Consider the following 26055-nt stretch of genomic DNA (forward strand, 5'->3'; position numbering starts at 1 on the left):
CTAGTCCTTGATCTCGCGGGCCAAGTAGACGATCCCGGACCGTTCGGGTTCCTCGGTGGAGATCTCGTACTGGTACACGTCGACAAGCATGAGGATGCGGCAGTTCCGTTTCTCGAAGAAGCCCACCTTGCGATCAATGAACTTGTCCCACACCTCGACTCGCACACCTGGCCGCGGTTCGAACGGCAGCTTGATGCTGTCGAGCAGCACCTTCTGGTGGTTGTCGGCGTCGATGAACTTCACCGTGACCATGCGCGCAGTGTAAGCACACTTGCACGCTGCGGCGAACCTGAAGGGGTGAGCGCGCAGTGATGGGGAAGTCGCATGCTCTGTCCGGCGCCGTCGGTTGGCTCGCCGGCAGCGCCGCGCTGACCGTAGCCGGGGTGTCCCTCGACCCGGCCACCGTGCTGTTCGGTGCCGCGATCTCCACCGGGTTCGCCCTCGCGCCGGACGTTGACCATCCGCAGTCCACGATCGCGCACACCCTCGGCTGGGCCACCCGCGGTCTCGCCACCGGAGTCAGCCGCAGCGCCGCCGCCCTGCGCACCGCGTCCTGCGCGCACTGCTCCACCGTCCCCGACCGGGGCGGGCACCGGGCTGTCACGCACACTGCTGCCGGTGCCGCGTTCGCCGGCTTGGTCGCCGCGAACCTGTGCCTGTGGGTCGGCCGGGGTGCCGCCCTGTGGGTCATCGCGATCGCCGTGTGGCTGGCCGCCCACTCCGCGCTGTCGTCGAGGACGCGGGCGCGGATCGGTGACATGATCCTGCCCGGCCGGTTCCGGCGTCTCGGCAAAGGAGCCCACCGCCTCGCCGCCGCTGTCGGGGCGGTGATGGTGGCCGGGCTGGTCGCCGCGATGGCGAACAGCGCGCTTCCCGCTGACGGCCTGTGGTGGATCGGCCTCGCCGTGTTCTGGGGCTGGCTCGCCCATATCCTCGGCGACGGCCTCACGTTCTCGGCAGTCCCGCTGTGGTGGCCGATCCCGATCCGGGGCTGCCGGTGGACGAACGTCGGCACCCCGAGGTGGATGCGATTCCGCACCGGCTCCCGCACCGAAACCGGTGTGGTGTGGCTGATGCTGCTCATCGGTGCCGGCTCGATCGCACTGCTCGGGAGCGCCTGGTGACCCGGACGCCCGATGACCATCCGGCCTGGTGCCTACGTGACGAGGTCGACGCGATCCTGCCCCGGCACCGTTCGGCGATTGTGCGGGTCGGCAGTGCCCGGCCCGGTGTGCTGTCCGATCGGGTTCAGGTCACCGTCCGGTTGACCGCGACCGCTCACGGCCCGGCCTGGGTGTCCGTGAACTGCGCCCACATGACCGGGGTGACCGTGGATATCAGCCTCGCCGATGCGGCGGCGCTGAGGGACGGACTGACTCGGCTTCTCCAGGCCGCCGAGCACAAGTAGCTGTATGACTGATCGGTGAGGGCGGTCAGATGAAAACCCTTTTCAATGTCATGTTTCGTCATGGGAGGTCTGGCCGCAGCATCACCCGCTATATCAGTCCAGGTGAGTTGCCGGAAGCGGGTGAGCGAGTCGAACTGAAGGACTCGGCAAATGACCCCTGTGTGATCGCTGGGGTGGTGGCGGCTCGCCATTGGTTCGTCAATATCGGCGTTGATAACACGGCGGAAGTTGTGGTGCTGGTTGACGTCGATATTGACGAACGCAAAGAGAGCCCCACCTCGTGGCCGCCTAGTAAGGCGGTGACACGAGGTGGGGCTCTTGTGCGTCGGGTGGCGGCAAATGTGACTTCGCCAGGGCATGCCACCCGACACGATCTTGGAGAGTAGGACAGGCGCGCTACCTGACGGTGGCGCGGCGGTCCTTCACGCCGGAGTTGATCGCGGCGCGTTGCACGGCGGTGTCGCGGAGCAAGCCGAAGTAGACCGCGACGGCGATGCCGAAGTTCACGGCGATGCCGTAGCCGACCTGCCACGCGTCGAACGACTCCCCGGTCTGGGTGGCGCCGAGCGCGGCCTCGAGGAACGCCTTCACCGCGGACAACGCCAGGAGGACGAGGCCTTTGGTGAACGCCGACCAGGACGACTTCATGAGCAGGCCGGCGAGCAGCGGCAGGATCACCGTCAGCGCGAGGGAAAGCAGCCCGGCGGGGGAGGCCTCGAACAGGTAGGTGGGCAGGGTGGGGAAGACGATCGAGTCCATGGGTGTCTCCTGCGGGGTGAGGGTGTGCGGAACTACAGGCCTGTAGTTCCTGGTCAGGGGGTGCGCCCGCAGGGTGGCGGGCTTAGCGTCGATGGATGGCCGAGCGGATCATCGGGGCGATGCGGACAGCCGACGGCTACTGGCGGGTTGAGGTCGTCAAAGAGGGCCGCGGTCAGTGGTTCCGGGTGTGGCACGGCGCGACCGTGGTCCATGACAGAGCCGGGATCAGCACGGTGCAGCGGATCCTGGGCGACACTTTCGACACGCTCCAGCCTGTGGAGATCGAGTCCGGCGCGGCCTGACCGCATGCCTCTGGGCGAGCATCGAAACGGGCCGCCTAGCAGCCACGTTGATCAATTCGCCGTGAGATAATCAAGGGGCACAAAAGGCGAGCCCGGACGCGGAGCTACCAACTCCGGCCGGGCTCTTGATCGCCGCTAGGAGGCGACCCACGATGCACCCTATTCTGCCATGCCCTGAGAACGTCTGTGCGATCAACGGGCAGGTGTTCGCATGAAGGTAATCCGCGTCATGCCCGACGAGGGATGGGTGCCGGTCGCCAATGCCGCCGCCCGAGACCACCGTCTGAGTTGGCGCGCGCGGGGCCTGCTGCTTGAACTGCTCTCGTACCCCGACGGCTGGGAGACCAGTGTTGACAAGCTGGTAGCGCAGGCACGCCGCGAAGGATCGGCCAGTGAAGGCCGACTCGCCATGCGTACCGCCATGAAAGAACTCGCCGACCTCGGATACGTCACCTACCGGCGCGGCCACGACGAGCACGGCAGGTGGACGACGGAGATGGTCGTCAGCGATGTACCCGGCAGCCCCGAAGCCTCGGACCGACGTACCAAAAACCGGAACGTCGGAATTCCGGAACCTCGGCTGCCCGGAACGTCGGAGAACCAGACGTCGGAGGATTGGTCCGTTACTAATAAGACGTACACGGACACGGTCACGAATACGGATCTTCAAAGAGGTTCCAACGAACATTCCACGTCGCTCGCTTCGCTCGCTGCCGCCGCTGACGCGGCGACGCGAATGAACGACCAGAAGCCGACGTTGGACGAGACGTATGCACTCGTCGACCGCATGCCGAAAGAGGTGCTGGCGAAAGCTTTGCTCGACCTCGAACGCCGCCGGGCAAGGATCTACCGAGAGGCGCGACGAGGAGCGATCGGCCAGTTCAAGCGGGAAAGTCCCGGAGTCTTCCGGGAAGGAAACTCATATGCGCGAGTCGACAACCTCAGCTACAAGTACGCCGTGCAGCACTACTTCCCGGACCTGCCGACGTGGATGGAGAAACCGCTCGGCTTGTTGCCGGTGAGGGGTTGAAGTTCAAAGGGGCACCGACGGCTAACCTGCGGTCATGAGCGTGGAGCGCATCGCCCTCGAACGGCTCGGCCCCGTCACCTGGGATCGGTGTTGGCGGCGCGGCACGGCGGAGATCCGGCTCGGCCAGGCCGAGGATGGGCGCTGGGTGGCCTGGCATTCGGAGAAACCGGAGGCCCGACTGTACGGGGACCCGCGCAGCGCGTGCGAGCTGATCGACGGCTGGATGCTGCGCGGCGAACCATGGACTGAGGTGGCCGCTACCGTCGAAGCGTGAACAGCCCGCAGGTCACCGTGTCGCCGGCGCACAACCGGGGGCAGCCCAGCATGCGCGGCGTCACCACCGGGCTGATCGCGGACGCGTACTGGCTCGGCGAGAACGTTGCAGACGAGTACGGGCTCCGCCGGCACGAGCTCCTAGTCGCGCTGTGGTTTGAGGCTTCGCAGGGCCAGCAGCGGTTCCGGCAGAATGAGCCCCGGCTATGGCCGATGTAGCCAGGCGCGGATAAGAACTCTCACGTCCGCGGCCCGATCCTTGGCAAATACCCAGAACGGAACCGGCTCGAATCTTTCCTGGCCCGACGTTTCGATCCAGTGCATGCCTGGGATGCGGCGTAGTCGCCGCCGCGCCTTGGTGAGAAGTTGCACGGTCACCACGGCCGTTGCGAAGTACGCAATCAGGGTTAGCCCTGCAAGGAAGATGCTCCAGGCGGAGTCTTCCGTGATCCCGGTGGTCAATAGCACTGCGGCCAGCGCAACGAGGGTCGTGGACGCCAGGGCAGCCGAGATGCGGAGTTCTTTGTGCGTCAAGTGCCGGTCGGGAATACGCCCGACGTAGACCGTGAACAGAGTCGTACAGGCCATGGCGATCAGCCATGTGATCGCGACCGGAGTCCGTGGCACCAGGCCCAGCATCACAGCCCCGCTTACGATGACGGCGGTGGCGATGAGGTTGGCGGCGACGTTGATGCTGACGTCTCTGGGGAGACGCGACCGTGTCGAGTCTGTGAATCCCATGTCTGCGATGGTGGGGTGCCACCGCAAGGCGGATCCCTCGATCGTGGCTGGCTCAGCTGCCGTCTTGCCCCGGCCGCCGTTCTTTGATCCACCTTTCGACGTCTGCAGCCAGCCACACTTTGCCCTGGCCGAGCTCGGCGACGGGCGCGGGGAACTTCGGGTGGCTGGTGAGGGCGTAGACGCGCTGCCGGCTGATGTTGCCGAGTCGGGCGCGGATCTCGTGGGCGCCCATCAGCTTGAGCCTAGATGTCATGAGACCAGCATAGGCATCAGTCAAGAGACATGGCGGTTGCCGATCCGAACCCACGGCTGGCGCCCATCCCCGAAGGCACATTCTCGCGGGAAGCTGGGTTGACGGACCGCATCTCTTCCAACCGAGCTGCTGACCAAACACACTAGCTGGTGTGGCAGGCCTGCCGAGCGGGGAAGGTGCAGAGATGAGCGACGTCTTCCGACTGTGCGTTGAAACCACTGACGGAGCCTCAACAAACATTGACAAGGTGCCAGCAACAGCCGTGATGGAAACGATGAATCGCTACGTCAACCGGCTGGGAGACGGTTTGTCGTTCATCGCCGCAGCTGGTCCCGTGTCATGGACCTGGGACGAGATTCACGCCATCCGCCTGGTGCGGGGCAGCTACACCGTCGAGGAGTATCCGTAAGGTGGCCGACCCGCTTCGGTCGGAGTGGCAACTTAAACTTCGCCGCGGCGCGGTACGGTGACCATTCAACACGTGGGGGAAGCTGGACCGAGCTTCCCCGGCCAAACCTCATTCTGCGTTCGCCCTGCCGTTCGATGACCCCACCTCGTCGGTGCGGACCATCTCCATCAGCGTCTCCCGCGACACATGCGGCGACAGCACCGCCGCCCGCCAGCGCCGCATCAAACCCATCAGCTCAGCGAGGCTGGTCCTCAGATCGGCCATCTCCTCCCGTGCCTGCCGGGCCTCCTCGCGGGCCTCCTTCGCCTCCTTAGTCACCTCCTTGACCCGCTCCTGCAGCGGCTCCACCAGGGTGAGCGCCGTATCAGTGAGCACATCTGCAGCCTCGGCCCGGATTTTGCGGCGCTGGAACACCGATCCGACCAGTGCCCCGAGCCCGCCGATGCCGCCGAGCACACCGATGACCGCCGTGACGATCTGCGTGGCGTCCACGGCTACTTCTCCTCGGCGAGCAACGTCACCTCAGCGGTGGTACCGGTACGGGCCGCTTTGGTGGCCCGGCCGATGTCCCGGACGATCTGCGCCACCCGCGCCCACGACGCGACCGCGATGGCGCCGATGAAGCTTCCGGCGGTGATGGCCTGTGACCCGGACACGGTGACGAGGGCGATCGTGTACATGGTGGTGGCGGCGGCGAGGACGAATACCCCGATCGACTCCAGCTTGAGGCTGGCGTACAGGGTGCCCGGCCAGAACACCCCGGTAAGACCGACAACGCCGCCGATCAGCAGCTCGTACGTCCAGATCTGCTGCACCACCGGATGCAGCGCGGACGCCACCGAACGCGGCGACAACTGCATGGTGAGGAGCGTGACCCCGGCCAGCGCGGCAGCAGCGAGGGTCATCACCTCGAACGGGTGCCGGCCGGTCACCACCTGAATTGGGCGCAGGAACCGGTTCGGCATCAGGCGGCGAGCATCTCGCGCAGCGCCCCGGTGACCGCGGACTGCAGTTCGTCGGCGCTGATGTCGTCCCGGTCGGCGGGCAGCATCCCGATCACTGCGGCGGCAACCGTCGGCGCGAGAGCCGCCGCGAGCGCCTTCTCGTCCACGAAGTCGAGCTTCGCGACCGCGGCGATCCCTGCCTGCGCGTTGCCGGCGTAGCCGCGGGCCGCGATCGTCGCGTTGTAGATGTTCGCGATGTATGACTCCGCCGACCAGTGGGTGTTCGGTGAGTTGTCCGGGTTCTTCGACCCGGCCGGGGCGCCGAGCACGCCGTCGGTGCGGAACACGGCGGCGGCGAGTGCGGCTTTGACGTCGGTGTCCTTGAGCAGCGTCAGGAACTCGTCCTTGGTCATGGTGTCATCCTCCTGTTGCTGCGGGGCGATGGATTGCTGCCATTCGACGTACGTCCAGCCCATGTCGATCGTCAGGGCCTTCCACATGTGCGGGAAGGAACCGACGATGGCGCGGCGGAACGAGTCGTGCCGGTGCCAGGTGTGCGTGGTGTCGCCGCTGGTCTCGTCGTCGTCGCGGTACTCGTTGTAGCCCTCGATGACACGGTCGTTGTCGATCTGCCCGAGGGTGTACGCGTAGACGTCGTCCGGGCGCAGATCGTCCGGGTCCCGCATCGCAGTGATCAGGCGCTTGGTGTACAGCGAGATCGTGCGGTAGTCGCCGCGCTGGGCGTCGCGGAACGTCCAGTCGTGTGCCGAGGTGAAGTTCTTCCACCACGGTCCTGTCCGGTCGGGTGCCCGCCGGATCGAATGGTCGGTACGACTATCGCCGAGCCCGTGATCCGGAAGCCGCGAGCCGTACGAGTGGTAGCCCGGCTTCAGGGCCAGCGTGCCGCCGTTCTCCGACTTCTCCGGCTCCAGCGCCTCGCGCATGCAGACCAGCCACCACAGGGCGTCCGTCATCCGCTGCGGGTTCGGGTTGGGCCGGGGGAGTGTGAAGTCCGGCGGAGCGCCGCGGGAGTGTGTGCGCGGGTGCATGACCATCAGGCCGCCTCCATCCGCTCCACCCGCCGGGCGGTGTCGATGACTGCGTCGGCGGTGTCGGCGTGCCACTGGTCGTGGATGCTGCGCCCCTTGTCGGGGATCGCGGTGCCGCAGATGACGCACGGGTAGAACGCGGTGTCGGTGGGCAGCGGGCGCGGGCCGATGCCGATGAAGTCGCCGCCGCTACTCACGGTGCTCTTCGAACCCGTTGAAGGCGGGCTGGGCGGCCTGGGCGAGCGCGGTGAGCCGGTCGATTTCGCGTTGCTGCATGGCGATGATCGCCGCCTGCTCGGCCAGTTTAAATTCGATGGGATAGTCCTGCTGGATCTGGCCCAGGAGGACTGCGGGGTCAAGCTGCATGCGGGTCTCCTAGCTCGACAGCAGTTCGATGAACAAAAATCCGGGGGCGGCTGCGGAGCCGCGGACCTGATGGTTCGCGGAGCCCGAGTTGCGTTGCGAGGTCAGGGCGAACGTCTTCGACCCGGACGCAACGGCCGTGTATTCCGCGTGGATGCGGCAGGTGAAGCCGACACCGGAGTTCGACAGGATCGCGTACTGGCCGATGTTGAGCTGGGTGCCGCTCACGCCGTCTTCGCGGATCCGCAGTTGGTTCGTTTCATTCACCGGGAAGGTGCCGGTACTGATCGACAGGCGGACGTCAGCGACAATCGCGTACGTCCAGCCGGCGACCAGCACCCCAGCGACGGTGAGAACCGACGTTTCGGCGGTGAACGTGGCACTGTCGGCGGTGAGTTTCGCAGTGTTAACGCGGCGCGCAAGTAGGGCCGCCGAGAGGACTTGGCCGGCTGGCATGCCACCTCCTACAGGGCCACATATGCCGGGTCGGCGAGCGATACTCGCGCCCCGCCCACATGGGGTTTGTTGACATTGTTTTTGGACCTGACCGCACCGGTGACGGTTTGCAGGTAGGGTCCAGTGCCGGTCGGGGCGGACATGCCGGCTGCGGGGACACCGATGACTTCACCGTCGATGTCCAGGTCGTAGCCGCCCGCGGTCGCCCATGTCTCCATCCGGCTCACCGTTTTGATGACGAACGTGGTGGCCGAGGCGTTCAGTGCCGCGTTGAGGGTGCTCGACAGTGAGTCCAGCAGCGAACCAGGGTCGTCGACGACCGCGACCCGCCACGGCTCAGCTGGATCCGTGTCCACCGAGGCAGCCCACGACCGTGGCGCGAGGGTCTCGGATCCGCCGACGATAACCTGGTCGATGGTGTCGACCCCGGCGATCGTCGGCTGGTTGAGGCGCTGAATGCGGGAACCGGGCCGGCACAGCAGCCAGTCGTCGATCAGGTCGGGGTTGGCGGCCAGGTCAATGCTGGCGGCCGGATAGGTGGCGCCTTGCGCGTCCGCGGTCAGGTGGACGCGCCAGCGGGCGTGATCGCCGAGCTGGGTGTCCGACAGCAGATCCAGCGTGGCCTTGCCGGGGATGGTGCCGCGCCGCTGCCGGTAAGTGGTGTCCGCTCCCCAGGTCGCCGACGACCCACCGGTCCGCTCAACCGTCCAGTAGTTCGGGGCCCGCGAGTTGAGGACTGGCACCAGCACTTGGGCGGGGTCGGTGCCCGCGGACCGGGCGTACGTGCCGAGGTCGATCACCATTGTCGGGTCCGGGTTGTAGCGGGCCGCCCGCGGCACCATCGTGTACCCGAACGCGTCTTCGTGCAGGATGGCCCCGGACTCGGCCTCTGCCGCCGCCTTGACCAAGTCCACGAAAGTGCCAGGCTGCTGAGTGTTGAGCTGGGTGATGCCGTCTGCCGGGGGAGTGGCGGTCACCTCGAACGGCACCCGTTCCTCAGCGGACAGCCGCCCAGCCCGCTTGTGGGCGGGTTCGCCCCACCAGCCGCGGTCCGCACGGTACTGGCCGTACTCGTCGACCTTGAACGGCAGCCCCGAACTGTCCGTGTTGCGCACCAGCAGGTGACCCATGATGAACTTCAGGCCCGCCTGGTTGGTGGAGGCGGTGACGTTCGCCCGGTCCGGGTTCAAGGAGATCGGCCCGAGTACGGAGCCGAGGGTGCCGGCAACCGTGCCGCTGCCCCACGTGTTCGCATTGAGCAGGATGTCGACGTCGATGTTGCCGCCGTCTTGGACCATGACGACGTCGATGAACATCCAGCCGACGAAGTTGTGGTTCGCGACGGCGACGGTGGTGTTGGTGCCGGCCTGCGTGTTGTAGGCGCGGACGATGTGGCCGGGCGTGTTGGTGGAGATCAACGCCCACCGGTCCCAGGTGCCGGTCGTTGACCATTCCAGCAGCCGGATTTCGCTGGTTGCTGGTAGGACGGCTTGGGTGAACTGGTTGACGGAGACGGTGACCGTCCACGCATTAGAGGTGACGAGGTTGGTGACCGACCCGGCCAGGCGGGCACCGGCTGCCAGGGACACCAGGTTTTTGGTGCCGTAGTTCGCCAGTTCGGCGTCGTCGGGAACACCGGTGCTGGCATCGAACACGACGGGGCCGGTGGGCAGCAGCGGTGGTTGCCCTTCCAGGGCGGACGCGGCCTGCGTGGACCGTTCAGCGTCTTCGAGCGGCCAGTAGGCAACCGGCTCCACCGCGCCTTTCTGCAGGGCGCGGCGCAGCGGTGACCACTCGGGTGCGTCCTTGCCTTCCAACCGGGTGCCGACCCCGCCCAGTTCGATCTGGGCGACGCTGTGCGCCGAGCCGTCAGCAAGCGGCAGGAAGGTGGTGCGGACGTCGGCGATGTAGCCTTCGAACCGCGAGTATTTGGGCTGCTCCACCCGGAAGTTGTCGACGGTGAACACGTACGGCAGCGCGTTCGTGGTTGACGCGAAAATCCAGGCCTGGAAGCCCAGGTAGTCCTGCCGCCCGGTCTGCACGGTCACCGTGTAGTCGATCGGCCAGTCGGAAGGTTCGGTGCCGGATGCCGCCCAGGCGCGCATCCGTACCCGTTCGCCGACGACGAGGAGCCGCAGCCGGATCATCTGCCCGGCCGCGTAGGTGAGGCCCGGCTGGCTCGCGGCAGCCAGATCCGACGTGTTGTGCCGCAGCCGTAGCCCGATGGTGCCGCCGGTGCCGAAGTCGAGGGCCGCCCACAGGTTGGTGTTCGCGGCGGTGCCCCGGAAGTAGATGCCGGCGCCGACCGCGTTGCCGACCGGAATGGCGGGAACCGCGACGTCGATGGTGGCGTCGATGTCGCGGTGCGGCACCACCGCCCGCGCCCGGCGGATCACGTCTTTCGCGGTGAACGTGATCTGCCCTTGGGTGCCGTTGGTGCTCATCGCGGCGGGGCTCGAATACGACCACATTGTCGGCCCGACGTCGGCGGGTCCGATTGAGTTGGTTTGCGGGGTGCCGGTGAACGTGTGCAACACGATCGGACCCGGCTTGGTGCGCACTTCCAGTTTGAACGGGGTGCCGGCGTCCACGTACGGCCACCACTGCGAGCCGGGATGCAGCGCGGTCAGCTGGCCGTCGTCGTTGAGCAGGTGCACGGTTGCGGACGCCGACCGGCTGCTGGACCCGCCGACGATCACACCCCACTGGATGGTGATCGGTGTCGGGAGCAGCCGGTCGGACAGGTCCGTCCACGTCCACGTGTCCGGGTCGGCGGTCAGGTCGGCACCGAACGCCGCGCTGGCGGTTATTTCCAGGTCGGCGCTGCCGGGGAACTCGCCGGTCGGGGATGTCACCAGCCCGCCCCCTTACTGCCAGGAGCCGGAGACTGATCCATGAAATAGGTCCAGAGCAGCGGATCGGCGCTCTGGCCCACCCCCGTTGGTCCGTTCCGGCACGCCATGACCCACCGGCTGCAATTCGAGCCAGAGGCTACGAACATCAGGCTTTAACAGTGGGCGTCTTCATGACGCAGTAGTGACTCCTTTAGATCCCAGCTGCACGCATGGATTCCCCTCGAATGCCGCAATGACCTGCACGTTTTCCTGTGCTGCCCCATGTCCCGCCAGCTGCTCAGAAGACCACGTCTCGCTATCCGCGACGGAGCGGAGTACCTCTCTGGCAGGGCCAAGAAAGGGCGGTTATGCGCGAGAGGTCCACCAGGCGGCTGTACAACTATGTCCAGGTCGGGGCGGCACCCGAGCGACTACTCGCCTGTCAGCGCTGGAGACGAGAAGCGCTCCAGCCTCACCCTCCAGGCAGGAGGGCCCTCCAGGCAGGAGGACTACACGAGGAGGCGCGATGCGGAAGCACCGCACCGGCCCTGCGAAACACCGAAAGCGCGAGGCTGCGCGACGCCAACGGAAGACGGCGCCGCAAACGACCCCTCAAGGCAATCGGTGGCGTCTCAACACTGAGGCGTCGGTCGTGGTGATGAGGTTCGCCACGGCGATGGTGCGGATGTTCCACACCATCAACGGAGAGGGTCCCGCCGGCTACTAACAACCGGCGAGACCCCGTTGAGGCGGGGCGCCCGAAAGCTTCGCGGGCGGAAGGGCGCTCCGTTCCTCCTCACCATCGCATGCTCCCAGCGATGTCAGGCGGTCAGAACTGAAAGCCGAGGGGGTTAGCTACCGAACGCCAACTGCGGGTCACCCCGATACGAGAACTTGATCAGGTTGCGGAAGGCGTCCAGGACTTGATCCCCGGTGGCCCCCGACACCCAGCGGGCCTCGAGAGTGCGGGAATCCGCCACCGCGAGGCTGCGGGTGATCGCCGCATCCGCGTCGAACCCGAGCCCCATCGCCGCGTCATCAATCTGCGGCAACGCGGACGCGGCCAGACGTTCGGCTGCCGCCTGCACCAGGCCGGCGTCGGCGTCGATTCCCAGGGCAAGGCCCTCCGGTACACCGCGGCCCAGCTTCGCTGCCTCTTTCGACGGCGAGTTGATGCCGAGTGCCGCTTGGATGGCGTTGGTGACATAGTTCTGCGCGAAGTTCGCCACCCGGTTCCACAGCCACGACGACAGTTCGGCGATGCCGTTCCACAGGCCGCGGACCACGTTGCGGCCGGCGGACACTAGCCACGAGCTGGCGTTCGACACCGCCCCGGTGACCTGGCTGCGGAGCTGTCCGGCCCTCGAGCGCAGGTCGCCGAGCCGGTTGGAGATCCCCGACATGAGCCCGCCGACCGCGTTGCGGCCGGTGCCGGCCAGCCACGACCCGGCGCCCGCGACAGCGTTCGTGACGGTCGTCTTCAGCTGCTCGGCTCGGCTGCGCAGCGACCCCAGCAGATTGGAGATCCCGTTCAGGAAGCCGCGCACCACGTCGGCGCCGATGCTGGCGAACACGGTGCTCGGGGACTTGATCCCGAACAGGTTCTTGACCGCGCTGATAACGCCGTTGAACGCCGCCTTCACCACGGCCTTGACGATCGGGCCTTGCGCGACGATCCCGGCGAGGAAACCGGTGACGATCCCCGCCGCGATGTCCGCGCCGAGGCTTTCGGACTCGTCGGACGAGAACGCGGACCGGATCTGCTCATACAGGCCAGTGATCTTGTTGCCGAGTTCGATGCCCTCCGAGATCGCCGCCTGCACCTTGCCGATGAAGTCTTGGATCTTCTGCTGGTTCTGCGGGTTCGCCAGGTAGTCGGCGACCTTCTGCAAGCCGATCCGGAACTTCTCCAGCGGGGACTCGCCGGGGTTTGTCGCCTGCGACCCGGTGATGATCTCGAAGATGGAGCCGATGATCGAAGCGACCGTGTTACCGATCGCGAAGATCTCCCGCAAAGCCTGGCTAGCCCGCTCGAAGAAGTCCTCAAGGCCGCCGGACCGTTCGCCCTGCTCCACCCAATCCGAGAACCGGGTAACGATCTCGGCCAGGCCCTCGCCGAGCTCCTTCAGGAACGGCGCCGACGCCTTCGCTAGCCGCCCGAACGCCGGAACCAGCTTGTTCGCGACCGCGTCGAGCAGCGGCTCCAGGCCTTGCCGGAAACCCTCCGCCGCGGCCTGGATGTTGTCCATGAACTCGGTCGTGGACAGCTGCGAGCCGAGATCCTTGAAGAAGCCGTTGAACGTGTCCGCGTACGCGCCGAGCGTCGTCTTCAGCCGCGGGATCCAGGCGTTCCCGAGGTTCGTGACCGTGCGGTCCAAGCCCTGGAACAGGCGCTGCTGCACGTCCAGCCGCAGATCGTCGAACGCGGGCTTCAACGCCTTGATCGCGTTGACGAACTTCTGCGCGGCCGGTGCCAGCTTGGTGACCTCCTTCGCCACCCCGCCGCCGCCCGAGGCGACCTTCTGCTGCGACTGGGCAAGAGAATCCTGCGCCGACTTCAGGCCATCGGTTGCGGACTTGACGCCGTCGAGGGCCGCTTTGACCCCGTCCTGCGCCGACGCGAGGGAGTCCTGGGCGTCGATGACCCCGAGCTGGGCGTCCCGGACACCCTTGAGAGCTTCTTCCTGATCTCGGTAGGCGTCCTGAACCTCGTCGGACCCCTCCACGCCTTTCCGGTTCGCTTCGTCGGTGGCCTCACCGAGATCCCCAGCAGTGTCCTTCGCCTCTTCGAGCGCCAACTGGGCGCGCTGATAGGCGAGCTCAGCGCGCTGAATGTCCGGCAGATTGCCGGTCACCCTGGCGGCCTCGAGCTCCCGCAGGGCGTCAGTAACGCCGAGCGCGGCCTCCTTCTCCGACAGTTGCGCGCCCCGCAACGCCCGGTTGAGGTCTTCGATGTTCTCCGCCGCGTCCTTACGCGCCTGGTTGATGGCCTTCTGCGCGTCGGTGACCCGCTTCTGCGCCTCCACCACCCGCAGCTGCGCCTCGGCATAGTTGCGTTCCGCCGCAGCCAGCGACCGCTCGGAGGCCTCGACCTGCCGATTTGCGGCGGCGATACCCCGCCGGGCGGCCTCCACCTGCCGGGCTGCTGCGGCGATCTGCCGGGCCTGGTTGACCGCACCCCCGCCGCCTCCACCGCCCCCACCGGTGTCCTTGAACGCCTCCCCGATGCCCTTGAACCCCAGCCCGAGAGTGCCGATCACCGCACCGACACCGGCCAGCGCACCGGGAATCGCCGCAGCAGCACCCGCCACCGCCGTGATAGCCGGCACCGCAGCCACAGCCGCGGCGGACAGCGCGGCCATCGCCGCGACAGCGCCAGCGACCAGCCCGACGATGATTCCGACGGGCCCGGACGCTGATGACAGCGCGCCGGACAGGCTGCTGCCGAGCTGCACGGCCTGACCGGCACCCCGCGAGATCGCGTCACCGAGGCCGTTGAACGCGCCCTTCAGCGCAGACACGCCGGGGATGGCGCCGGACAACATCCGGCCAATACCCGACAGCGCCCGCGACGGCTTGTCCGTGTCAACGTCAACTTCGACGTCCACGTGAACATCGGCGCCCTGACCGGCGCGCGCCGCCGCGGCACGGACCTGCTCCGGTAGCCGGGACGTGTCCGCATCCACCGGCACGCTCGCCTTGACGCCCTGCACCGCCGAGGACACGGCGGCCCGTAGCCTCTGCCCAAGTCCCTGGACGCCGTTTGTGTCGGCAGTGACCGGGACCTGTACCGGCCCGGACTGGGTGATGGCGTCCCGGATCGCGCGGGCCGGGTCAAGGTCCCGGAACGCGGCCTCGACCTTGTCTTTTAGGTCTTTGGCGAGCCGCCGCGCATCGGCGATGATCTCGACGCTGACTTCGCCGCTGGACACCGGGGAGGTCATGACACCCCCGGCCCGACTCAGGTCGTGGTGTCACCCGGCGGGATCAGCCCAAGATTCCGCAGCCGTTGTGCCACGTCCGCACCGACCGGTTTCTGCTTCGGCGTGCGCTGCTGCTGCGGCAGTTCGACCGGCTTCGGCTTAGCTCCCTTGCCACCCGACCGCTGCCAGTTCGCGCCGGCAAGCTGGTGGTCGATGCGCCGCAGCAGGAACTCGGTGACCCCCCACGCACCCATCGGCCCCCGCATTTTGCGGTGCAGTGCCGACTCCGGTGGCAGCGATTTGATCCGGACTAGGAGTTCCCGCGGGGAGTAGCGGCCTTCCTGGCGGGGACCGTAGAGCGCGTCCGCGAGCCGGATTTGGTAGTAGCGGTGGAGGTCCGCTTCGATGGCCTCCCCGTGCTCTTCGAGGAGCCGGCGGAGGCCGAGGCTTCCCCCTCGTCGGAACCCGAGTGGCTTTTCCACTGGTCGATCAGATCGAGGAGGACATTCAGCGGACGCTTCACCTTGATGAAGTCGGCGCCCTGACCGGCCCGGCCTTCGTCGAGGAGTTTCGCGAACAGGGCGGACACGTGCTCCTTGAGGACCGCGATGTCGGCTTCGGTCGCGTCGTCGCTGATGTTCGCAAACTTGCTGCCGAAGCTGAGCACATCGATGTGGGTGTCGAAGTCCAGCAGGTGAATGTTCGGCAGCATCCACCAGCGGTCCGCCCACCGGAACCAGAACTCCGGATTCTGCTCGGTGTGGACCTTCTGCAGGTCATAGCCCTGGCCGGGCGGCGGGGCGAACTCGGCGGTCACTCGGCCGCCCCCTGCCCGGAACCAGGCGCAGTCGGGGCGGACTCGGGGATCAGGCCGAGCCGCTGCAGGCGGGTTTCGACGGGAACGGTGTCGCCCTTGGCCGGCTGCTGTTGCGCCTGTCCGGCAGGGGCGACGCGGGCGGCGCGGGCACGCTTGCCGGTCATGCGGGCCTCCCGTTGCCGAGGGCCCGGTGCTCGCCGGTGTGAGCACGCCCGGCCTCCGCGGCAGACGGTGTGGGCTGCCAGCCAGGCACGTTCGCCCTCGGATCCGGCAGGTCAGGGTTGCCCCACGTTGTCATCGGCGGCTGGTTGCGGCGCTCGGGTGCCAGCTGTCGTGGCGGGATGCCCACCTGCAGCGCATCCGCTGCGACGATCAGCGACACCATCACTTTGCCGCCATCACCGGGATCGGCGACATACGCGGCGATGTCGAGGGGACGACCGTCGACGACGGCACGATAGCCGCCGTCGCCGGGCCGGTAGGCGATCTCAACACTGGTCATGCGGGGACTCCTTCTGCGGGTATGCGGGTTGCGGGAAAGGGGACGTCGCCGGCCCCCGCATCGGACCGGCGACGTCGATCATGGGTTAGGCGGCGAGGGAGCTGTCCAGCAGATAGCGGTAGGCGACGTTGCCGTTGGCGTCCGGGAACGCCTTGATCGTCCAGCCGTAGACGGTCACCTCAGTCGACGACCAGACGACGTCACCGCGCTCCGACACCTGACCGAGCGGCACGACGATGCGCTGCGCTTTGCCAGCGTCGGAGATGCCGTGCAGGATCCACGTCCGCACATCCTTGACCGGCGGCTTCTCGGCGATGGACACACCGTATGCGGTCTGCGTGATGGTGGAACCGGCGTACTGGATGCCCAGCGTCGTCAGGTTCGTTTCCATCGCGGCGAACGCGAACGTCTTCACGAACTCGCCGGGGATCGACGCGGCGAGCGCGTTGCCCTGCCACATGAAGATGTCCGTCGAGTCCTGCGACGTGGCATCAGTGAGGCCTTCGTCGGTGAGCGCGCCGACCTCTTTGTAGACCGCCGAGTTGATCGCGGTGGTCGGGTCGGTCGGCAGGACCGGGTTCGTCACTCCGAACCCGGAGACCGCGACGAGCCCGTTCTGATAGGCGCGGATCTTGGTGACGTCGACCGCCATGGGTCATCTCCTTGCATGGTGAAGGCCCGGCGGTCGCCGGGAAGGGGCGAAGCGGAAGGAAGGGGGATCAGATGCCAGGGACGCGAATGACCTGGAACTTCACGTCCGCGTTGTCACCAGAGATCTGCAGCGTGTCGGAGTAGTTCGCCAGCTCGTACGGGCCGAGCACCTTCGCCGTGTTCGCCGGCAGCGCGACCGTGCGGGTCGCCGCGGCAAGACCGTCGACGGTGGCAGTCGGCGTGATGGTCACGTTCCGCGGCGTCGACACGTTTGCGTTCGTGGCGATCACGATCACGGACTTGCCGTCCGAGGCGACACTGTTGCCGTTCGCCACATCCGCCGCGGTGCCCGCCGGGAGGGCGGTACCAGCCTTCGACGATTCGACGATGGTGAGCGGCGTGCGAGCCATGAGCTACCTCCGGGCATGACGAAAGCCCGGCGGGGCACGCCGGGTAGGGATGAGCAGGTTTCAGATGACGCCGTGCAGGATCACGCGGTAAGCCGCGCCGCGGCGAGCAACCGTCGCCGAAATCGCCGACCGGTTACTGCCGCCGGAGTCACGGAACGGCAGCCAGCACGGGGCCGCCACGGTCTCCACACCGGTCACGAAGATGCCGTTGGTGAACGTGTGGTGCGGAAGGTGGAAGCGCATCAGCGTGCGGATCTGCTCGCCCAGCGCCCGGCAGTTGTCGGCGACGGCACCGTAAATGTCAATGTCGAGGAGCGCCGTGTCCAAGGTGAGCTGGGTGTCACCTTCGTCAGCGGCCCGCTGTACGTGAATCAGCGGGGCTTCGAACTGCCAGTTCCGGGGGAGGGTGGGGTCCATCCACACCTTGTTGGTACTGCCGATCTGGTCTTGGAGCCAGTGCCCGATGAGTATTTCAGCGTCGGCGTAGTCAGGCATCAGCGACCCGCCGCCCGCAGCGCTCGCCGCATGATGTGCAAGGCGGGCGTGCCGGGATGGTTGACCCGTTTCACTGGGTGCCGTGCGCCCGGCCAGTGAAGGGCTTGCGCGTTCTTCGGTTCGATGACGTGCGGCTGGGTGCCGTGCTCCAGGATCAGCGCCTTCGGGTCGTCATTGACGACTTGCACGGCAGCCATACCCCTGATGCGGGTGCGCTCGGTGCGGAAGGCCCGGCCGTAGTCGCCGCTGACCTTATGAGGCTCGTAAATCTCGAGCGCCAGATCGATGACCCGGTCGGCGCGGCGCTCCAGTTCACGGTAGATCGAATTCGAGCGGCCGGCCTCACGGATACCACGGGTGTTCGGCCGGAACGTAACGCGGACACTGCCCACTTCGCACCCCCGGTTCCAAGTTGCGAAGACGGTGTGAAGCAGAATGTGAAGCTTGGCGCGCAGCTACCAGTAGCGGGGGTCGTCGTAACGCGGGTCGGCGGTCGGGAAACTCCAGGTGGGCGCAACAATTTCGATACCGTAGTCCGAGGTGCCCCCGGCGGCATTGTTGGCATCGGCGAGATCACCGAGCATGGCGTCAGCCCGGCGTTCCATGTCGTTGGCCCGCTGCAGCGACGCGGCGTCGTTGGGCCAGCTGCGTTCCACCCAGGCGGCGGCCAGCAGTGCAGCGACGGCGCGGGCCAGGTCGTGCATGCTGTCGCGCATCGGTGAGACGCGGGCAGCAACCCAAGCGACCGCGTCAACGATCAGCGCGTCCACGGCCACCCCTGACGGTGTGGTGGTGTGGTCGAACGTGAACTGGTAGATGTCCTGGCTGTTCACCACTGACGTGAGTGACCGTGCGAGGGTGCGGTGGGGCACGTATGTGGCGACCCGTGTCCGGGACGGTGTCCACTCCGGGCCGCCTGCAGCCGGCGACGGAACCACCCAGATCTCGATGTCTTCGGCACCGACACCTGTGCCCATCACTTGCCAGGACAGCACCCACCTGCGGGGTTGATCAAACACCACCGGATCAGCGGTGAGTCGCCGGGTCGGTTCGCCAGTGTCCGGGTCGGCGCCGAGCGGGCCTGGAGTGACTGGCACGCCGCTGCTGGTGCCGTCGGGCCGGTGCACCGTCAGCGTCCCCGTCGTGTCCACCCCGGCGGGGGTGACATCGAGGTACGGCTGGTCGACGTCACCGACGGACAGATCCGACACCTGGTCACCTCTTTCAGGTGCGGTGGGTGAGCCCACCAGAGAGACGGGACCTGTTACTGCCCGAGCGGTACCGGCCGGGGGTGACGAACACCCCGGTCCGCACGAGCGGTGTCGGAATACTCGCGACCGCCATAACCGTGGCCGGGCTGACCGTCCGGTCCGCCTGACCGATCACCGTGGGGCTCGCGATCGCCGCGACACCCGCCACCGTGGTCAGAGTGACGACCGTTTCGGTACGCACCGACGGCGCCGGGATTGCCGCCGCAGCCTGCACCGTTGCCGGCGAAACCGTGGTGGTTGAGCCCGCCGACACGGCCGGGGTGGGGATCGCGGTGGATGCGATAACTGTTGCCGGTGTGCGGGTGGCGATCGAGGTGGCCTGCACTGCTGGTGCCGGGATTGCCGTGACCGCACCCACTGTGGCGGGGGAGCGGGTGGCGCTCGTCCCGGCCTGAACAGTGGGTGCGGGGATCGCGGCAACCGCAGCGACGGTCGCGGGTGACCGGGTGACACTCGAGGTGACCTGCACCGTCGGGCTGGGGATGGCCGCGACCGCGGCAACCGTGCTCGGGCTGCGGCTGGCCGACGACGATGCGATGACCGTGGGCGTCGGGATCGACGCGACGGCCTGCACGGTGCCGGGCGTGACGTCGTCGTACCAGTCCACCGGGGTCGGCTGAACCAACCCGGACATGAGCGTGCTGGGTGGCGCGCCCATGTCGACCAGCATGTTGATCGTGGCCTGCTGCAGCACCAGTGAGGTGTTGTCGCTGCCGACCTGCCAGGTATTCGCCGAGTCCAGCGCCAGCGCGTAGTTGACCGTGCCCGCCGAGAACACGAGCGCCCCGCTGCCGCCGGGGTAGACCGACAACCTGTGTGTTGCCGTGCCCGCCTGGTCGTAGACATCGCCGGCGTCCACCAGCAACTGCCCGAACGCCACCGAGTAGGTGACGTCCGAAAGGTATCTGGCGCGGGGGTGGGCGGGTGCCATGTAGTTCGCGGCGGTGGTGCTCACTCCGAGCGGTCCCCAGCAGTTCCACTCGAAACCGAGCACCTCAGCGGGCGACGACCATGACCCGCTGGACAGTTCGGCCACCGACGTGTGACGCCAGAACGGCTGTGCCGTGTACCCGCCAGCGACGGGTGCGACCAGGCTTTTGAAGTTTGGCCCGTTCACGCAGAAGATCGACCCGAGCAGCGTGTTCTCCGGGGCGTTGCCGCCCTTGCCGGTGCCGTCCGGGTCACGCCACGCGCCAGTCCACTCCGGGCGGGTGCTGCCACGTCCCTGGATGGTCGACTTCTGGCACTCCTGCACGCGCGGGCGGCCCTGGCTGTCCGGCACTGAGCCGACGGTCCGCCAGAACACGTCATTGCCGCTGGAGAAAAACAGCGACACCCCGGCGTCGCGGGCGGCTTCCCACCCGGAGCGCATCTTGTCGCTCCAGTACTCGTTGTGGCCAACCGCAACCGCCACCGATACGCCGCCGTGTGTGCTGCCGTTACCGCGCAGGTGCAGGCCGGTCGGGTCTGCGCTGGCGTCGATGCAGCCGTAGTACTTGAGGTCGTGCCCGTTCCGCTCCAAAAACCTGATCATCGGGTACTCGGCGGTGAACAGGTTCGACCATTTGACCTGCCCGTAGCTGCGGCCGGCGTCGGCGGCGCCCCTGTTGACCATGGGGCGGTTCCAGCTGACGAACCGCGCGCAGTCCGAGTTGTACTGGTCGACGAGCGTGCCCGTGTACAGCGAGTTGCCGCCGTACTGGCCGCTGCCGAGTCCGCCCCACGCGTTGTAGGCCAGCCACGTTGAGTCGCTGGGCATCAGCATCAGGTCGGCCTGGCGGGCGTCGTCCCGGACGATGCACATCACGTGCGATGCGCCACCACCCGTGCGGGCCAGCCGCAGGATGTAGATTCCGCTCGGCGCCCAGGCCGGTGGCGTCCACGTGAGCGTGGTCGCCCAGCCCGAGCAGTCCGCTGAGATGAGCGTCGTGGACGGGTCCGCGTTGGCCGGGGCCGGCTGTGTCTTGCTCGCGGCGAGCTGCCCCGACGTGGGGGTGATGGTGCCGTAGCTTCGTGCGCCGTCGCCGCCGTACCAGCCGAGCCTGAAAATCTCGCCCGACCAGTCGGCACTCACCGAGCCGATTTTGAACTGGGCGGTCTCGGTCTTGTCGATGCTCAGGCCGTCGCAGAAACCCTGCAAATCCGGGTGCCCACCTAGGTTCGGCGACACCAGATCCCAGGTGGCGCGCGGCGTGCCCGTAAGCAGGTTCTCCGCCGCCACGATCGTCGGCCCGTACGCGACCGTGACCGTTGCTGTCGTCGAGCCGCCGTGCGTCGCCGACACCGTGGCCCGGACTGTCGCCACGCCTGATCCCGCAGGCGCGGTGTACAGGGGCATCGCGGTGTTGGCGTTCGCGAGCGACCCGGCCCCGGAGATGACCTCCCACGACCAGCCCGAAATCGACTGCCCGCCCGGCGGGGTAGCCGGCACGTCGAGCAGCACCGACTGTCCTGCGATCACTGGACGCGCCAGGCCGTTGCTGACGGTCGGCGGGACACCACCCACGGCAGGAGCCGGGATGCTGGCGACCGCCGTGACAGTGGCGGGGGAGACCAGGCCGGAGCCGGACGTCGAGAACGCAACCGGAGCCGACCACGCCGACCAGTTGCCCGCCGCGTCTCGCGCCCGAACCCGCGCCGAGTAGCCGGACGACGCGGTCAGGCCGGTCACCGACTGGCTGGTGCTCGCAGTCGTGAACGTGCGGACGTTCCCAGCCACAGGGGCCGGGATAGACGCGACCGCAGCAACCGTTGCTGGGGTGCGCGAGGCGCTGGCCCCGACGGTCGGCGCCGGAATCGACACCGTGGCCGCCACCGTGCCAGGTGAACGCGAGGCGTTGCCAGAGGTGGACACCGTCGGCGTGGGGATGCTCGCGGTGGCCGCCACCGTTGCCGGGGCCACCGCCGCAGTGAACGTCACCGTGGAGCTGTACGCCGACCAGTTCCCGGCCGCATCCCTGGCTCGCACCCGCACCGTGTAGGAGCCGCCCGGCGTGAGTCCGGTGACCGGCGTGCTCGTGACGTTGCCGACGGGAACGGTCCAGGTCGCCACGCCGCCCCCTTAGGGTCCGGTGACCTCAACCTCGTAGCCGGTCACCCCGACCGCATCCGTCGACGCCGTCCACGACACCGTGGCGGTGGTCGCACCGATCGCTGTCACCTGCAACCCGGTCGGGACCGTCGGCGCGGTCGTGTCGCCGGCTGGAACGGTGATTGACCAGACCGCCCACTCACGCGAGGAGCTCGCCCCGTACGTGCCCGCCGGAGTCAGCGACGTCGAGCCGTACGCGTCGACGTAGGCGACCGACACGTACGCGCCGTCAGTGACCGTGTCACCCGGCACCGTCGCGTCGTAGTCCTCCACGGAGGGTGTCGTCCACGTCGAGTTGTAGGCGGGGGTGGGATCGTTTGCGGCGACCACACCGGAGATCGCGGCGAACACCGACTGGCCGACCGTGATCCCCGACAGGGTGGGCGCAGTGTTCGTGCCGGCCGCCGACGTGCCCACGCCCCACGCGGAACCAGCCGGGAACTCGTACACCAACCAGGCCAGTGGGTAGTTGCCGTTCGACCGAGTCACCACCACCGACGACTCACCAGCCGTCGCCGTCTTCGTGGCGACGCTGAGCTCAGTGTTGTTGACCGGCTGCAGACGTTCCGTCCACGCGCCCGGCCACGACTGGACGATCGGGCCACCCGACACCACAACCAGGAGACCGCCTGCCGCAGCGGGCGTGAAGTTGATCGTCGCGTCGTTGACGCCAGGGGTGCGATTCGCGATGCCCACCGTCCGGTTGATCCATTCGGGCATCGGCTAGGGCGTCCAGTCGACCGTGGCCACGCCCGACGCACTCCAAGCGATCCCGAAAGTCCCCGCCGACGTCGATGCGGCCGTGATGAAGTCGACCAGCAGGATCAGGGCGTCAGCGGTCGGGGACGTCAGCGCATCCGCGTAGATCACGGCGGCCATCGCGTTCGACAGGGTGGTCCCAGAAACGCTGACATCGTTCATGTCCCACATCATCGTGCCCGCAGGCGAGATGGTGAGGGTGGGCGCCGTGCTCGTGCCACCCGCAGCAGCGGCGGACAGCAGTACCCCGCCGGCCGCCCAGCCCGTGCCGGACACCTCGTTCGCGGACAGGTTCGCCCACGACGTGTTGGTGTCGAAGGCCGGTGTGCTGGCATCAGACAGCAGCGCGATCTTGTGGGTGGCCAGGGTGAGGTCCAAGCCGACGTTGGTGGCGTCGAACTCGTCGACCATGTTCTGGGTGAACCACCCGGATGCGGTGATCGCCACGGTCAGGCCCCCTGTCCAGCAATGAACATGGCGCCGCCGCGCTGCCGCCGATGCGCCTTCCGAGCTGAGATGAGCGCGTCCGTCGCGGCCTGGTAGGCGGCGAGGGTGCCATCGCCGGGGTCACCGAGGTAAGCGGCCTGCGCGGCGATGTACTGCTCACTGGCGTCCGCGATGCGCTGGCTCATGTAGTCCGACACGCGCTTCGAGTCGTCCCCGTTCGGCCCCGCCGGCGGGTTCTCCGCAACCAGCGCGGTTACCGCCTCGTGCTTGTACGGGAAGTGTTCGTCGGGGTCGGCAAGCCGCCCGGCGCGAATCAGCGCCTGGGCTTGGACCACCGCATCCTGATAGGACTGCGGGTTATTGCCGGTCATTGGTTCTCCTCACCCGGACGGCGCGGACAGTGGCGGGCCGAACCGTCGCATCAACGCGGTCGCCCTTGGCGTGTTCAGTGGTGGTGGTCCCGGCCTCGTCGGTGGTGGCCTTCCACGGCACCCCGGTCTCCGGATGCTGGCGGCCTTCCCGGACGGTCGAGCCGGACCGGCGGGAGATAATCCCGATGCCCAACAGCCGGTCACGGTACGGATTCGACACGGCAACCCCCTTGGTGGCAGTCCCTACACTCGGAAACCCGACCGGAGGGCAGCGCGTTGGCGGACAAGCTGCAGAAAGCGCGGGCACAACGGCCCGCAATCACCGTTCACATGGCACCGCCCGAGCCCGCGGGGGAACGGTCCCGCTGGGTGGAATGGCTGAGCCTCACCATCGCCGTCGCCGCCATGGCAGTCGCCGGCATGACCTACCTCGATCAGCGGGACGTCAACTCGATCACCGAGGCACGCAACGAACGCCGGTACGCAGACCGGGTTGCGTGGTGGACGGAGGGCAGCTCGACTATCCTCCACGGCCCCAACGAGACCGTGCTGATGCTGCAGAACCGCACACCCACCCCCGTACGCGGGGTGGTCATCGAAATTTCCCTGATCACTGCAGGTGAGTCCGGCGTCAAACCCACATCGGAGCGAAGCGGGATATCCGGACCGGACGTGCCGCCCTGCAAAATCTTGCGGGTTCCTCTCCGAACTCGCGGCGACGACACCTTCTTCATCCCGAGGGCGGTGCACTTCGTTGACAGCGAGGGCCGCGGCTGGCGCAGAGACGACAACGGCGCGCTGTCCGCCGAAGACCCTCCTGACGCCTCGTTCACGGCGGATGGCCCCGTCTTCACAAAAATCTGGGGATTCGTCGCTGCGGGAGAGTCACCCGCCGAGGACTGCACGGACGCTTGAGGCGCGGGCCGGCCACCCGTCCCAGAGACCGGCCCGCGGGTTCAGGATTTCTGCTGCTCGGCCAGCTTGATCAGGTCGGCCTTGTCCACGGACTGAACGTCCTCGTACCGGCTCCCGCGAGAGACCAGGTACTCGACCCACACCGCCTGGGACGCCCGGCCATCCGGGGCCTTGCCGCCGAGCTCGGCCAGCTTCGCCTTGGCGGCGGCCCGCTTGGCGTCCACCTCGCTGGCGTTCGACGCTTCCCGCGGCGACTCTGCGGCCTTGTCGATGCCACTCTCGGCGCGAACCGCAGAAGCCACCTCGGCCGACACGTCAGAGGCAGGCGTGCCCGGCTCCTGGGCCGGCTTGCCCTGAAGGCTCTCCGTCGTCACCGAGTCCAGGCCGCGGGCCGGGTCCTGCGGCACGGACGCGTTCGGGGCGATCGGCTCCTCACCCGGCTCCGCCACAAACCCGCCCTCGAGCAGGAACTCCAGCCGCTTCGGGTCCACGCCGTCGGGCAGGAACGCACCCTTGTACAGCAGGTGCGTGGCGGTGACTCCGCTGTGATCGGTGACCGGCACGTGCGCGCACTCGGCGATCACCTGGTAGCGGGCGCCCATCAGGCGGTCCCGGTGCCGGTCAGCTTCACACCGGCGAGCGGGTCGGTGATGACCGGGACGGTGATGCGCCGGCCCCACATGTGCCACACGTCGCGTTCGGGCACCCGACGGGTCTGGACCTGGATGCCGTTCTCGGCGGTCGCGTAGCCGGGGTCGAGGTTCGCCTCATCGGCCATACCGCCGATCGCGCGGGAGTCGAACACCCACACGTCGTCGGTGCCGCCGGGCATGTTCGCGATCGGCGTGGTGAGCACCTTCAGGCCGGCGATCCGGTCGATGACACCGCCGTACACCGGGTTGTCGGTCGTCTCCCGCTTCCGCAGCGTGGCGATCTTGTCGTCGGACGCCAGGTACGCGTACTTCGCGTCGGTGATCAGGATCGTGTCTGCCCGGTAGCCCATCTCCCGGCCGGCGACCCGCGCCTTGCCCTTCTCGACGTCGAGGAGCATCTTCGGCGTGGTGCCGGTCCAGTCCGACGCCGTCAGGGTGTCGGTGACCGCCGACGCGAACGCGGCAATCGCCAGCCGGTCGATCTTCTGGGTGACGGTGTTCGACAGCACCCGCAGCGCCCAGTCGACGGCGTTGCCCATCGGGATCGACCGCTTGATGCGCTCGTCGGTGAGCTCGGTCGCCTGACCCCACTTCGACACGGCGGCGAGGGCGGCCGTGCCGGACTGCGGCAGCGCCCGCGGGTACTCGCTGCCCGGACCGACTGCGGTGACGCTGCGGTTGGTGAACAGCGGCTGGTCGTTGATCTCGTACTGGACGGCGCCGCCGCTGGTACGGAACCGGGCCGGCAGCAGCTCGTCGGCGATGAACCCGATGTCATCGAGCGCCTTCAGGCGGCGCTCGATCAGTGCCGGGTTGGCGAGTAGCCGGTTGATGGTGAGCAGGTCACCCGACAGAGTTGCCGGGGCCGGCGGATAGGTCTGGAGAGGCATCAGCCTGTCCCCTTTCGCCCTGCGTTGGGCATGAAAAAC

At 67.6% G+C, this 26055-nt stretch carries 38 protein-coding genes; 10 read left to right on the plus strand and 28 right to left on the minus strand.

The window, feature by feature from the left end; translation table 11 throughout:
- The gene (locus tag AMIS_RS10205) at window positions 1–252 is read right to left on the minus strand and encodes a hypothetical protein (RefSeq protein WP_014442169.1); all 252 of its coding nucleotides are present in this window, start codon (window positions 250–252) and stop codon (window positions 1–3) included.
- Between the two features lie 59 nt (window positions 253–311).
- Here AMIS_RS10205 and AMIS_RS10210 point away from each other — a divergent pair, with 59 nt between their 5' ends.
- The 3 genes from AMIS_RS10210 to AMIS_RS42460 are packed head-to-tail and all read left to right on the plus strand — an operon-like array spanning window position 312 to window position 1794.
- Window positions 312–1124 carry a metal-dependent hydrolase gene (locus AMIS_RS10210; RefSeq protein WP_014442170.1) on the plus strand — a complete coding sequence of 271 codons (813 nt, stop codon included), beginning with the start codon at window positions 312–314 and terminating at the stop codon, window positions 1122–1124.
- Complete coding sequence (locus AMIS_RS10215) at window positions 1121–1408, plus strand: hypothetical protein (protein WP_014442171.1); 288 nt, start codon at window positions 1121–1123, stop codon at window positions 1406–1408. Before AMIS_RS10210 ends, AMIS_RS10215 begins: the two co-directional genes overlap by 4 nt.
- Window positions 1409–1437: 29 nt before the next feature.
- A complete protein-coding gene (locus AMIS_RS42460) occupies window positions 1438–1794 on the plus strand; it encodes a hypothetical protein (protein ID WP_157434802.1) in 357 nt (118 codons plus the stop codon).
- Window positions 1795–1804: 10 nt separating this feature from the next.
- Here the strand turns inward: AMIS_RS42460 and AMIS_RS10220 are convergent, their stop codons facing one another.
- Entirely contained in the window at window positions 1805–2167 is a 363-nt protein-coding gene (locus AMIS_RS10220) for a hypothetical protein (RefSeq protein ID WP_014442172.1), read from the minus strand.
- 95 nt (window positions 2168–2262) lie between these two features.
- Here AMIS_RS10220 and AMIS_RS10225 point away from each other — a divergent pair, with 95 nt between their 5' ends.
- The 4 genes from AMIS_RS10225 (at window position 2263) to AMIS_RS10240 (ending at window position 3991) form a co-directional block, all read left to right on the plus strand.
- The gene (locus AMIS_RS10225) at window positions 2263–2469 is read left to right on the plus strand and encodes a hypothetical protein (protein WP_014442173.1); all 207 of its coding nucleotides are present in this window, start codon (window positions 2263–2265) and stop codon (window positions 2467–2469) included.
- Between the two features lie 211 nt (window positions 2470–2680).
- Window positions 2681–3499, plus strand: coding sequence for a hypothetical protein (locus AMIS_RS40375; RefSeq protein WP_014442174.1), 819 nt, complete (start codon window positions 2681–2683; stop codon window positions 3497–3499).
- Window positions 3500–3533: 34 nt separating this feature from the next.
- Entirely contained in the window at window positions 3534–3773 is a 240-nt protein-coding gene (locus AMIS_RS10235; RefSeq protein ID WP_014442175.1) for a hypothetical protein, read from the plus strand.
- Window positions 3770–3991: a hypothetical protein gene (locus tag AMIS_RS10240; protein WP_014442176.1), complete on the plus strand. Its 222-nt coding sequence runs from the start codon at window positions 3770–3772 to the stop codon at window positions 3989–3991. Before AMIS_RS10235 ends, AMIS_RS10240 begins: the two co-directional genes overlap by 4 nt.
- On the opposite strand, the gene AMIS_RS10245 is transcribed toward AMIS_RS10240, so the two are convergent.
- Together AMIS_RS10245 and AMIS_RS10250 are read right to left on the minus strand one after the other, a co-directional pair.
- On the minus strand, window positions 3977–4513 hold the full coding sequence (locus tag AMIS_RS10245) for a hypothetical protein (protein WP_157434803.1): 537 nt from the start codon (window positions 4511–4513) through the stop codon (window positions 3977–3979). The genes AMIS_RS10240 and AMIS_RS10245 overlap by 15 nt on opposite strands.
- 52 nt (window positions 4514–4565) lie before the next feature.
- Window positions 4566–4766 carry a helix-turn-helix transcriptional regulator gene (locus AMIS_RS10250; protein ID WP_014442178.1) on the minus strand — a complete coding sequence of 67 codons (201 nt, stop codon included), beginning with the start codon at window positions 4764–4766 and terminating at the stop codon, window positions 4566–4568.
- A gap of 184 nt (window positions 4767–4950) precedes the next feature.
- Here AMIS_RS10250 and AMIS_RS42465 point away from each other — a divergent pair, with 184 nt between their 5' ends.
- Window positions 4951–5175, plus strand: a complete 225-nt coding sequence (locus tag AMIS_RS42465; RefSeq protein ID WP_014442179.1) for a hypothetical protein — start codon at window positions 4951–4953, stop codon at window positions 5173–5175.
- A 108-nt stretch (window positions 5176–5283) separates the two neighbouring features.
- On the opposite strand, the gene AMIS_RS10255 is transcribed toward AMIS_RS42465, so the two are convergent.
- From AMIS_RS10255 to AMIS_RS10330, 18 genes are all read right to left on the minus strand, one after another.
- Window positions 5284–5667 (minus strand): hypothetical protein, encoded by a 384-nt coding sequence (locus AMIS_RS10255; protein WP_014442180.1) that lies wholly within the window; start codon window positions 5665–5667, stop codon window positions 5284–5286.
- Between the two features lie 2 nt (window positions 5668–5669).
- Window positions 5670–6140, minus strand: a complete 471-nt coding sequence (locus tag AMIS_RS10260) for a hypothetical protein (RefSeq protein WP_014442181.1) — start codon at window positions 6138–6140, stop codon at window positions 5670–5672.
- Window positions 6140–7174, minus strand: coding sequence for a hypothetical protein (locus AMIS_RS10265; RefSeq protein ID WP_014442182.1), 1035 nt, complete (start codon window positions 7172–7174; stop codon window positions 6140–6142). The genes AMIS_RS10260 and AMIS_RS10265 overlap by 1 nt, the downstream gene beginning before the upstream one ends.
- Window positions 7174–7365 (minus strand): hypothetical protein, encoded by a 192-nt coding sequence (locus AMIS_RS10270; RefSeq protein WP_014442183.1) that lies wholly within the window; start codon window positions 7363–7365, stop codon window positions 7174–7176. The genes AMIS_RS10265 and AMIS_RS10270 overlap by 1 nt, the downstream gene beginning before the upstream one ends.
- Window positions 7358–7534 (minus strand): hypothetical protein, encoded by a 177-nt coding sequence (locus AMIS_RS42470; protein ID WP_014442184.1) that lies wholly within the window; start codon window positions 7532–7534, stop codon window positions 7358–7360. The genes AMIS_RS10270 and AMIS_RS42470 overlap by 8 nt, the downstream gene beginning before the upstream one ends.
- A 9-nt stretch (window positions 7535–7543) precedes the next feature.
- Window positions 7544–7987: a hypothetical protein gene (locus AMIS_RS10275; protein WP_014442185.1), complete on the minus strand. Its 444-nt coding sequence runs from the start codon at window positions 7985–7987 to the stop codon at window positions 7544–7546.
- An 8-nt stretch (window positions 7988–7995) separates the two neighbouring features.
- Entirely contained in the window at window positions 7996–10842 is a 2847-nt protein-coding gene (locus AMIS_RS10280) for a hypothetical protein (RefSeq protein ID WP_014442186.1), read from the minus strand.
- Between the two features lie 830 nt (window positions 10843–11672).
- A complete protein-coding gene (locus AMIS_RS10285) occupies window positions 11673–14765 on the minus strand; it encodes a phage tail protein (protein WP_014442187.1) in 3093 nt (1030 codons plus the stop codon).
- A gap of 17 nt (window positions 14766–14782) precedes the next feature.
- Window positions 14783–14998 (minus strand): hypothetical protein, encoded by a 216-nt coding sequence (locus AMIS_RS10290; RefSeq protein WP_041829668.1) that lies wholly within the window; start codon window positions 14996–14998, stop codon window positions 14783–14785.
- Between the two features lie 56 nt (window positions 14999–15054).
- Window positions 15055–15561, minus strand: a complete 507-nt coding sequence (locus tag AMIS_RS10295) for a hypothetical protein (protein ID WP_014442189.1) — start codon at window positions 15559–15561, stop codon at window positions 15055–15057.
- Window positions 15558–15725 carry a hypothetical protein gene (locus AMIS_RS42475; protein WP_014442190.1) on the minus strand — a complete coding sequence of 56 codons (168 nt, stop codon included), beginning with the start codon at window positions 15723–15725 and terminating at the stop codon, window positions 15558–15560. Before AMIS_RS42475 ends, AMIS_RS10295 begins: the two co-directional genes overlap by 4 nt.
- Entirely contained in the window at window positions 15722–16063 is a 342-nt protein-coding gene (locus AMIS_RS10300; protein WP_014442191.1) for a hypothetical protein, read from the minus strand. The genes AMIS_RS42475 and AMIS_RS10300 overlap by 4 nt, the downstream gene beginning before the upstream one ends.
- 85 nt (window positions 16064–16148) lie before the next feature.
- Window positions 16149–16715 carry a phage tail tube protein gene (locus AMIS_RS10305; RefSeq protein ID WP_014442192.1) on the minus strand — a complete coding sequence of 189 codons (567 nt, stop codon included), beginning with the start codon at window positions 16713–16715 and terminating at the stop codon, window positions 16149–16151.
- Between the two features lie 67 nt (window positions 16716–16782).
- On the minus strand, window positions 16783–17124 hold the full coding sequence (locus AMIS_RS10310) for a hypothetical protein (protein WP_014442193.1): 342 nt from the start codon (window positions 17122–17124) through the stop codon (window positions 16783–16785).
- A 60-nt stretch (window positions 17125–17184) separates the two neighbouring features.
- Window positions 17185–17619 carry a hypothetical protein gene (locus AMIS_RS10315; RefSeq protein WP_014442194.1) on the minus strand — a complete coding sequence of 145 codons (435 nt, stop codon included), beginning with the start codon at window positions 17617–17619 and terminating at the stop codon, window positions 17185–17187.
- Entirely contained in the window at window positions 17619–18011 is a 393-nt protein-coding gene (locus AMIS_RS43625) for a hypothetical protein (RefSeq protein ID WP_014442195.1), read from the minus strand. Before AMIS_RS43625 ends, AMIS_RS10315 begins: the two co-directional genes overlap by 1 nt.
- 63 nt (window positions 18012–18074) lie before the next feature.
- On the minus strand, window positions 18075–18830 hold the full coding sequence (locus tag AMIS_RS10325; protein WP_014442196.1) for a hypothetical protein: 756 nt from the start codon (window positions 18828–18830) through the stop codon (window positions 18075–18077).
- A gap of 13 nt (window positions 18831–18843) precedes the next feature.
- Window positions 18844–21609, minus strand: coding sequence for a fibronectin type III domain-containing protein (locus AMIS_RS10330; protein WP_157434804.1), 2766 nt, complete (start codon window positions 21607–21609; stop codon window positions 18844–18846).
- 40 nt (window positions 21610–21649) lie between these two features.
- On the opposite strand from AMIS_RS10330, the gene AMIS_RS10335 reads away from it, so the two are divergent.
- Window positions 21650–21871 carry a hypothetical protein gene (locus AMIS_RS10335; RefSeq protein WP_041829670.1) on the plus strand — a complete coding sequence of 74 codons (222 nt, stop codon included), beginning with the start codon at window positions 21650–21652 and terminating at the stop codon, window positions 21869–21871.
- A gap of 80 nt (window positions 21872–21951) precedes the next feature.
- On the opposite strand, the gene AMIS_RS10340 is transcribed toward AMIS_RS10335, so the two are convergent.
- Genes AMIS_RS10340 through AMIS_RS42485 form a run of 4 tightly spaced genes read right to left on the minus strand, consistent with a single transcriptional unit; the run spans window position 21952 to window position 23778 of the window.
- Window positions 21952–22701 (minus strand): fibronectin type III domain-containing protein, encoded by a 750-nt coding sequence (locus tag AMIS_RS10340; protein WP_014442198.1) that lies wholly within the window; start codon window positions 22699–22701, stop codon window positions 21952–21954.
- A 3-nt stretch (window positions 22702–22704) separates the two neighbouring features.
- A complete protein-coding gene (locus AMIS_RS10345) occupies window positions 22705–23187 on the minus strand; it encodes a hypothetical protein (RefSeq protein ID WP_014442199.1) in 483 nt (160 codons plus the stop codon).
- A 2-nt stretch (window positions 23188–23189) separates the two neighbouring features.
- Window positions 23190–23558 carry a hypothetical protein gene (locus AMIS_RS10350; protein ID WP_041829671.1) on the minus strand — a complete coding sequence of 123 codons (369 nt, stop codon included), beginning with the start codon at window positions 23556–23558 and terminating at the stop codon, window positions 23190–23192.
- On the minus strand, window positions 23545–23778 hold the full coding sequence (locus AMIS_RS42485) for a hypothetical protein (protein ID WP_014442201.1): 234 nt from the start codon (window positions 23776–23778) through the stop codon (window positions 23545–23547). Before AMIS_RS42485 ends, AMIS_RS10350 begins: the two co-directional genes overlap by 14 nt.
- Window positions 23779–23834: 56 nt before the next feature.
- On the opposite strand from AMIS_RS42485, the gene AMIS_RS10355 reads away from it, so the two are divergent.
- Window positions 23835–24473 (plus strand): hypothetical protein, encoded by a 639-nt coding sequence (locus AMIS_RS10355; protein WP_014442202.1) that lies wholly within the window; start codon window positions 23835–23837, stop codon window positions 24471–24473.
- A gap of 41 nt (window positions 24474–24514) precedes the next feature.
- Here the strand turns inward: AMIS_RS10355 and AMIS_RS10360 are convergent, their stop codons facing one another.
- Both AMIS_RS10360 and AMIS_RS10365 read right to left on the minus strand, forming a co-directional pair.
- Window positions 24515–25075, minus strand: a complete 561-nt coding sequence (locus AMIS_RS10360) for a hypothetical protein (protein WP_014442203.1) — start codon at window positions 25073–25075, stop codon at window positions 24515–24517.
- A complete protein-coding gene (locus AMIS_RS10365) occupies window positions 25075–26016 on the minus strand; it encodes a phage major capsid protein (RefSeq protein WP_014442204.1) in 942 nt (313 codons plus the stop codon). The genes AMIS_RS10360 and AMIS_RS10365 overlap by 1 nt, the downstream gene beginning before the upstream one ends.
- Between the last annotated feature and the right edge of the window lie 39 nt (window positions 26017–26055).

It is taken from the genome of Actinoplanes missouriensis 431, assembly GCF_000284295.1.
Classification (GTDB): Bacteria; Actinomycetota; Actinomycetes; order Mycobacteriales; family Micromonosporaceae; genus Actinoplanes; species Actinoplanes missouriensis.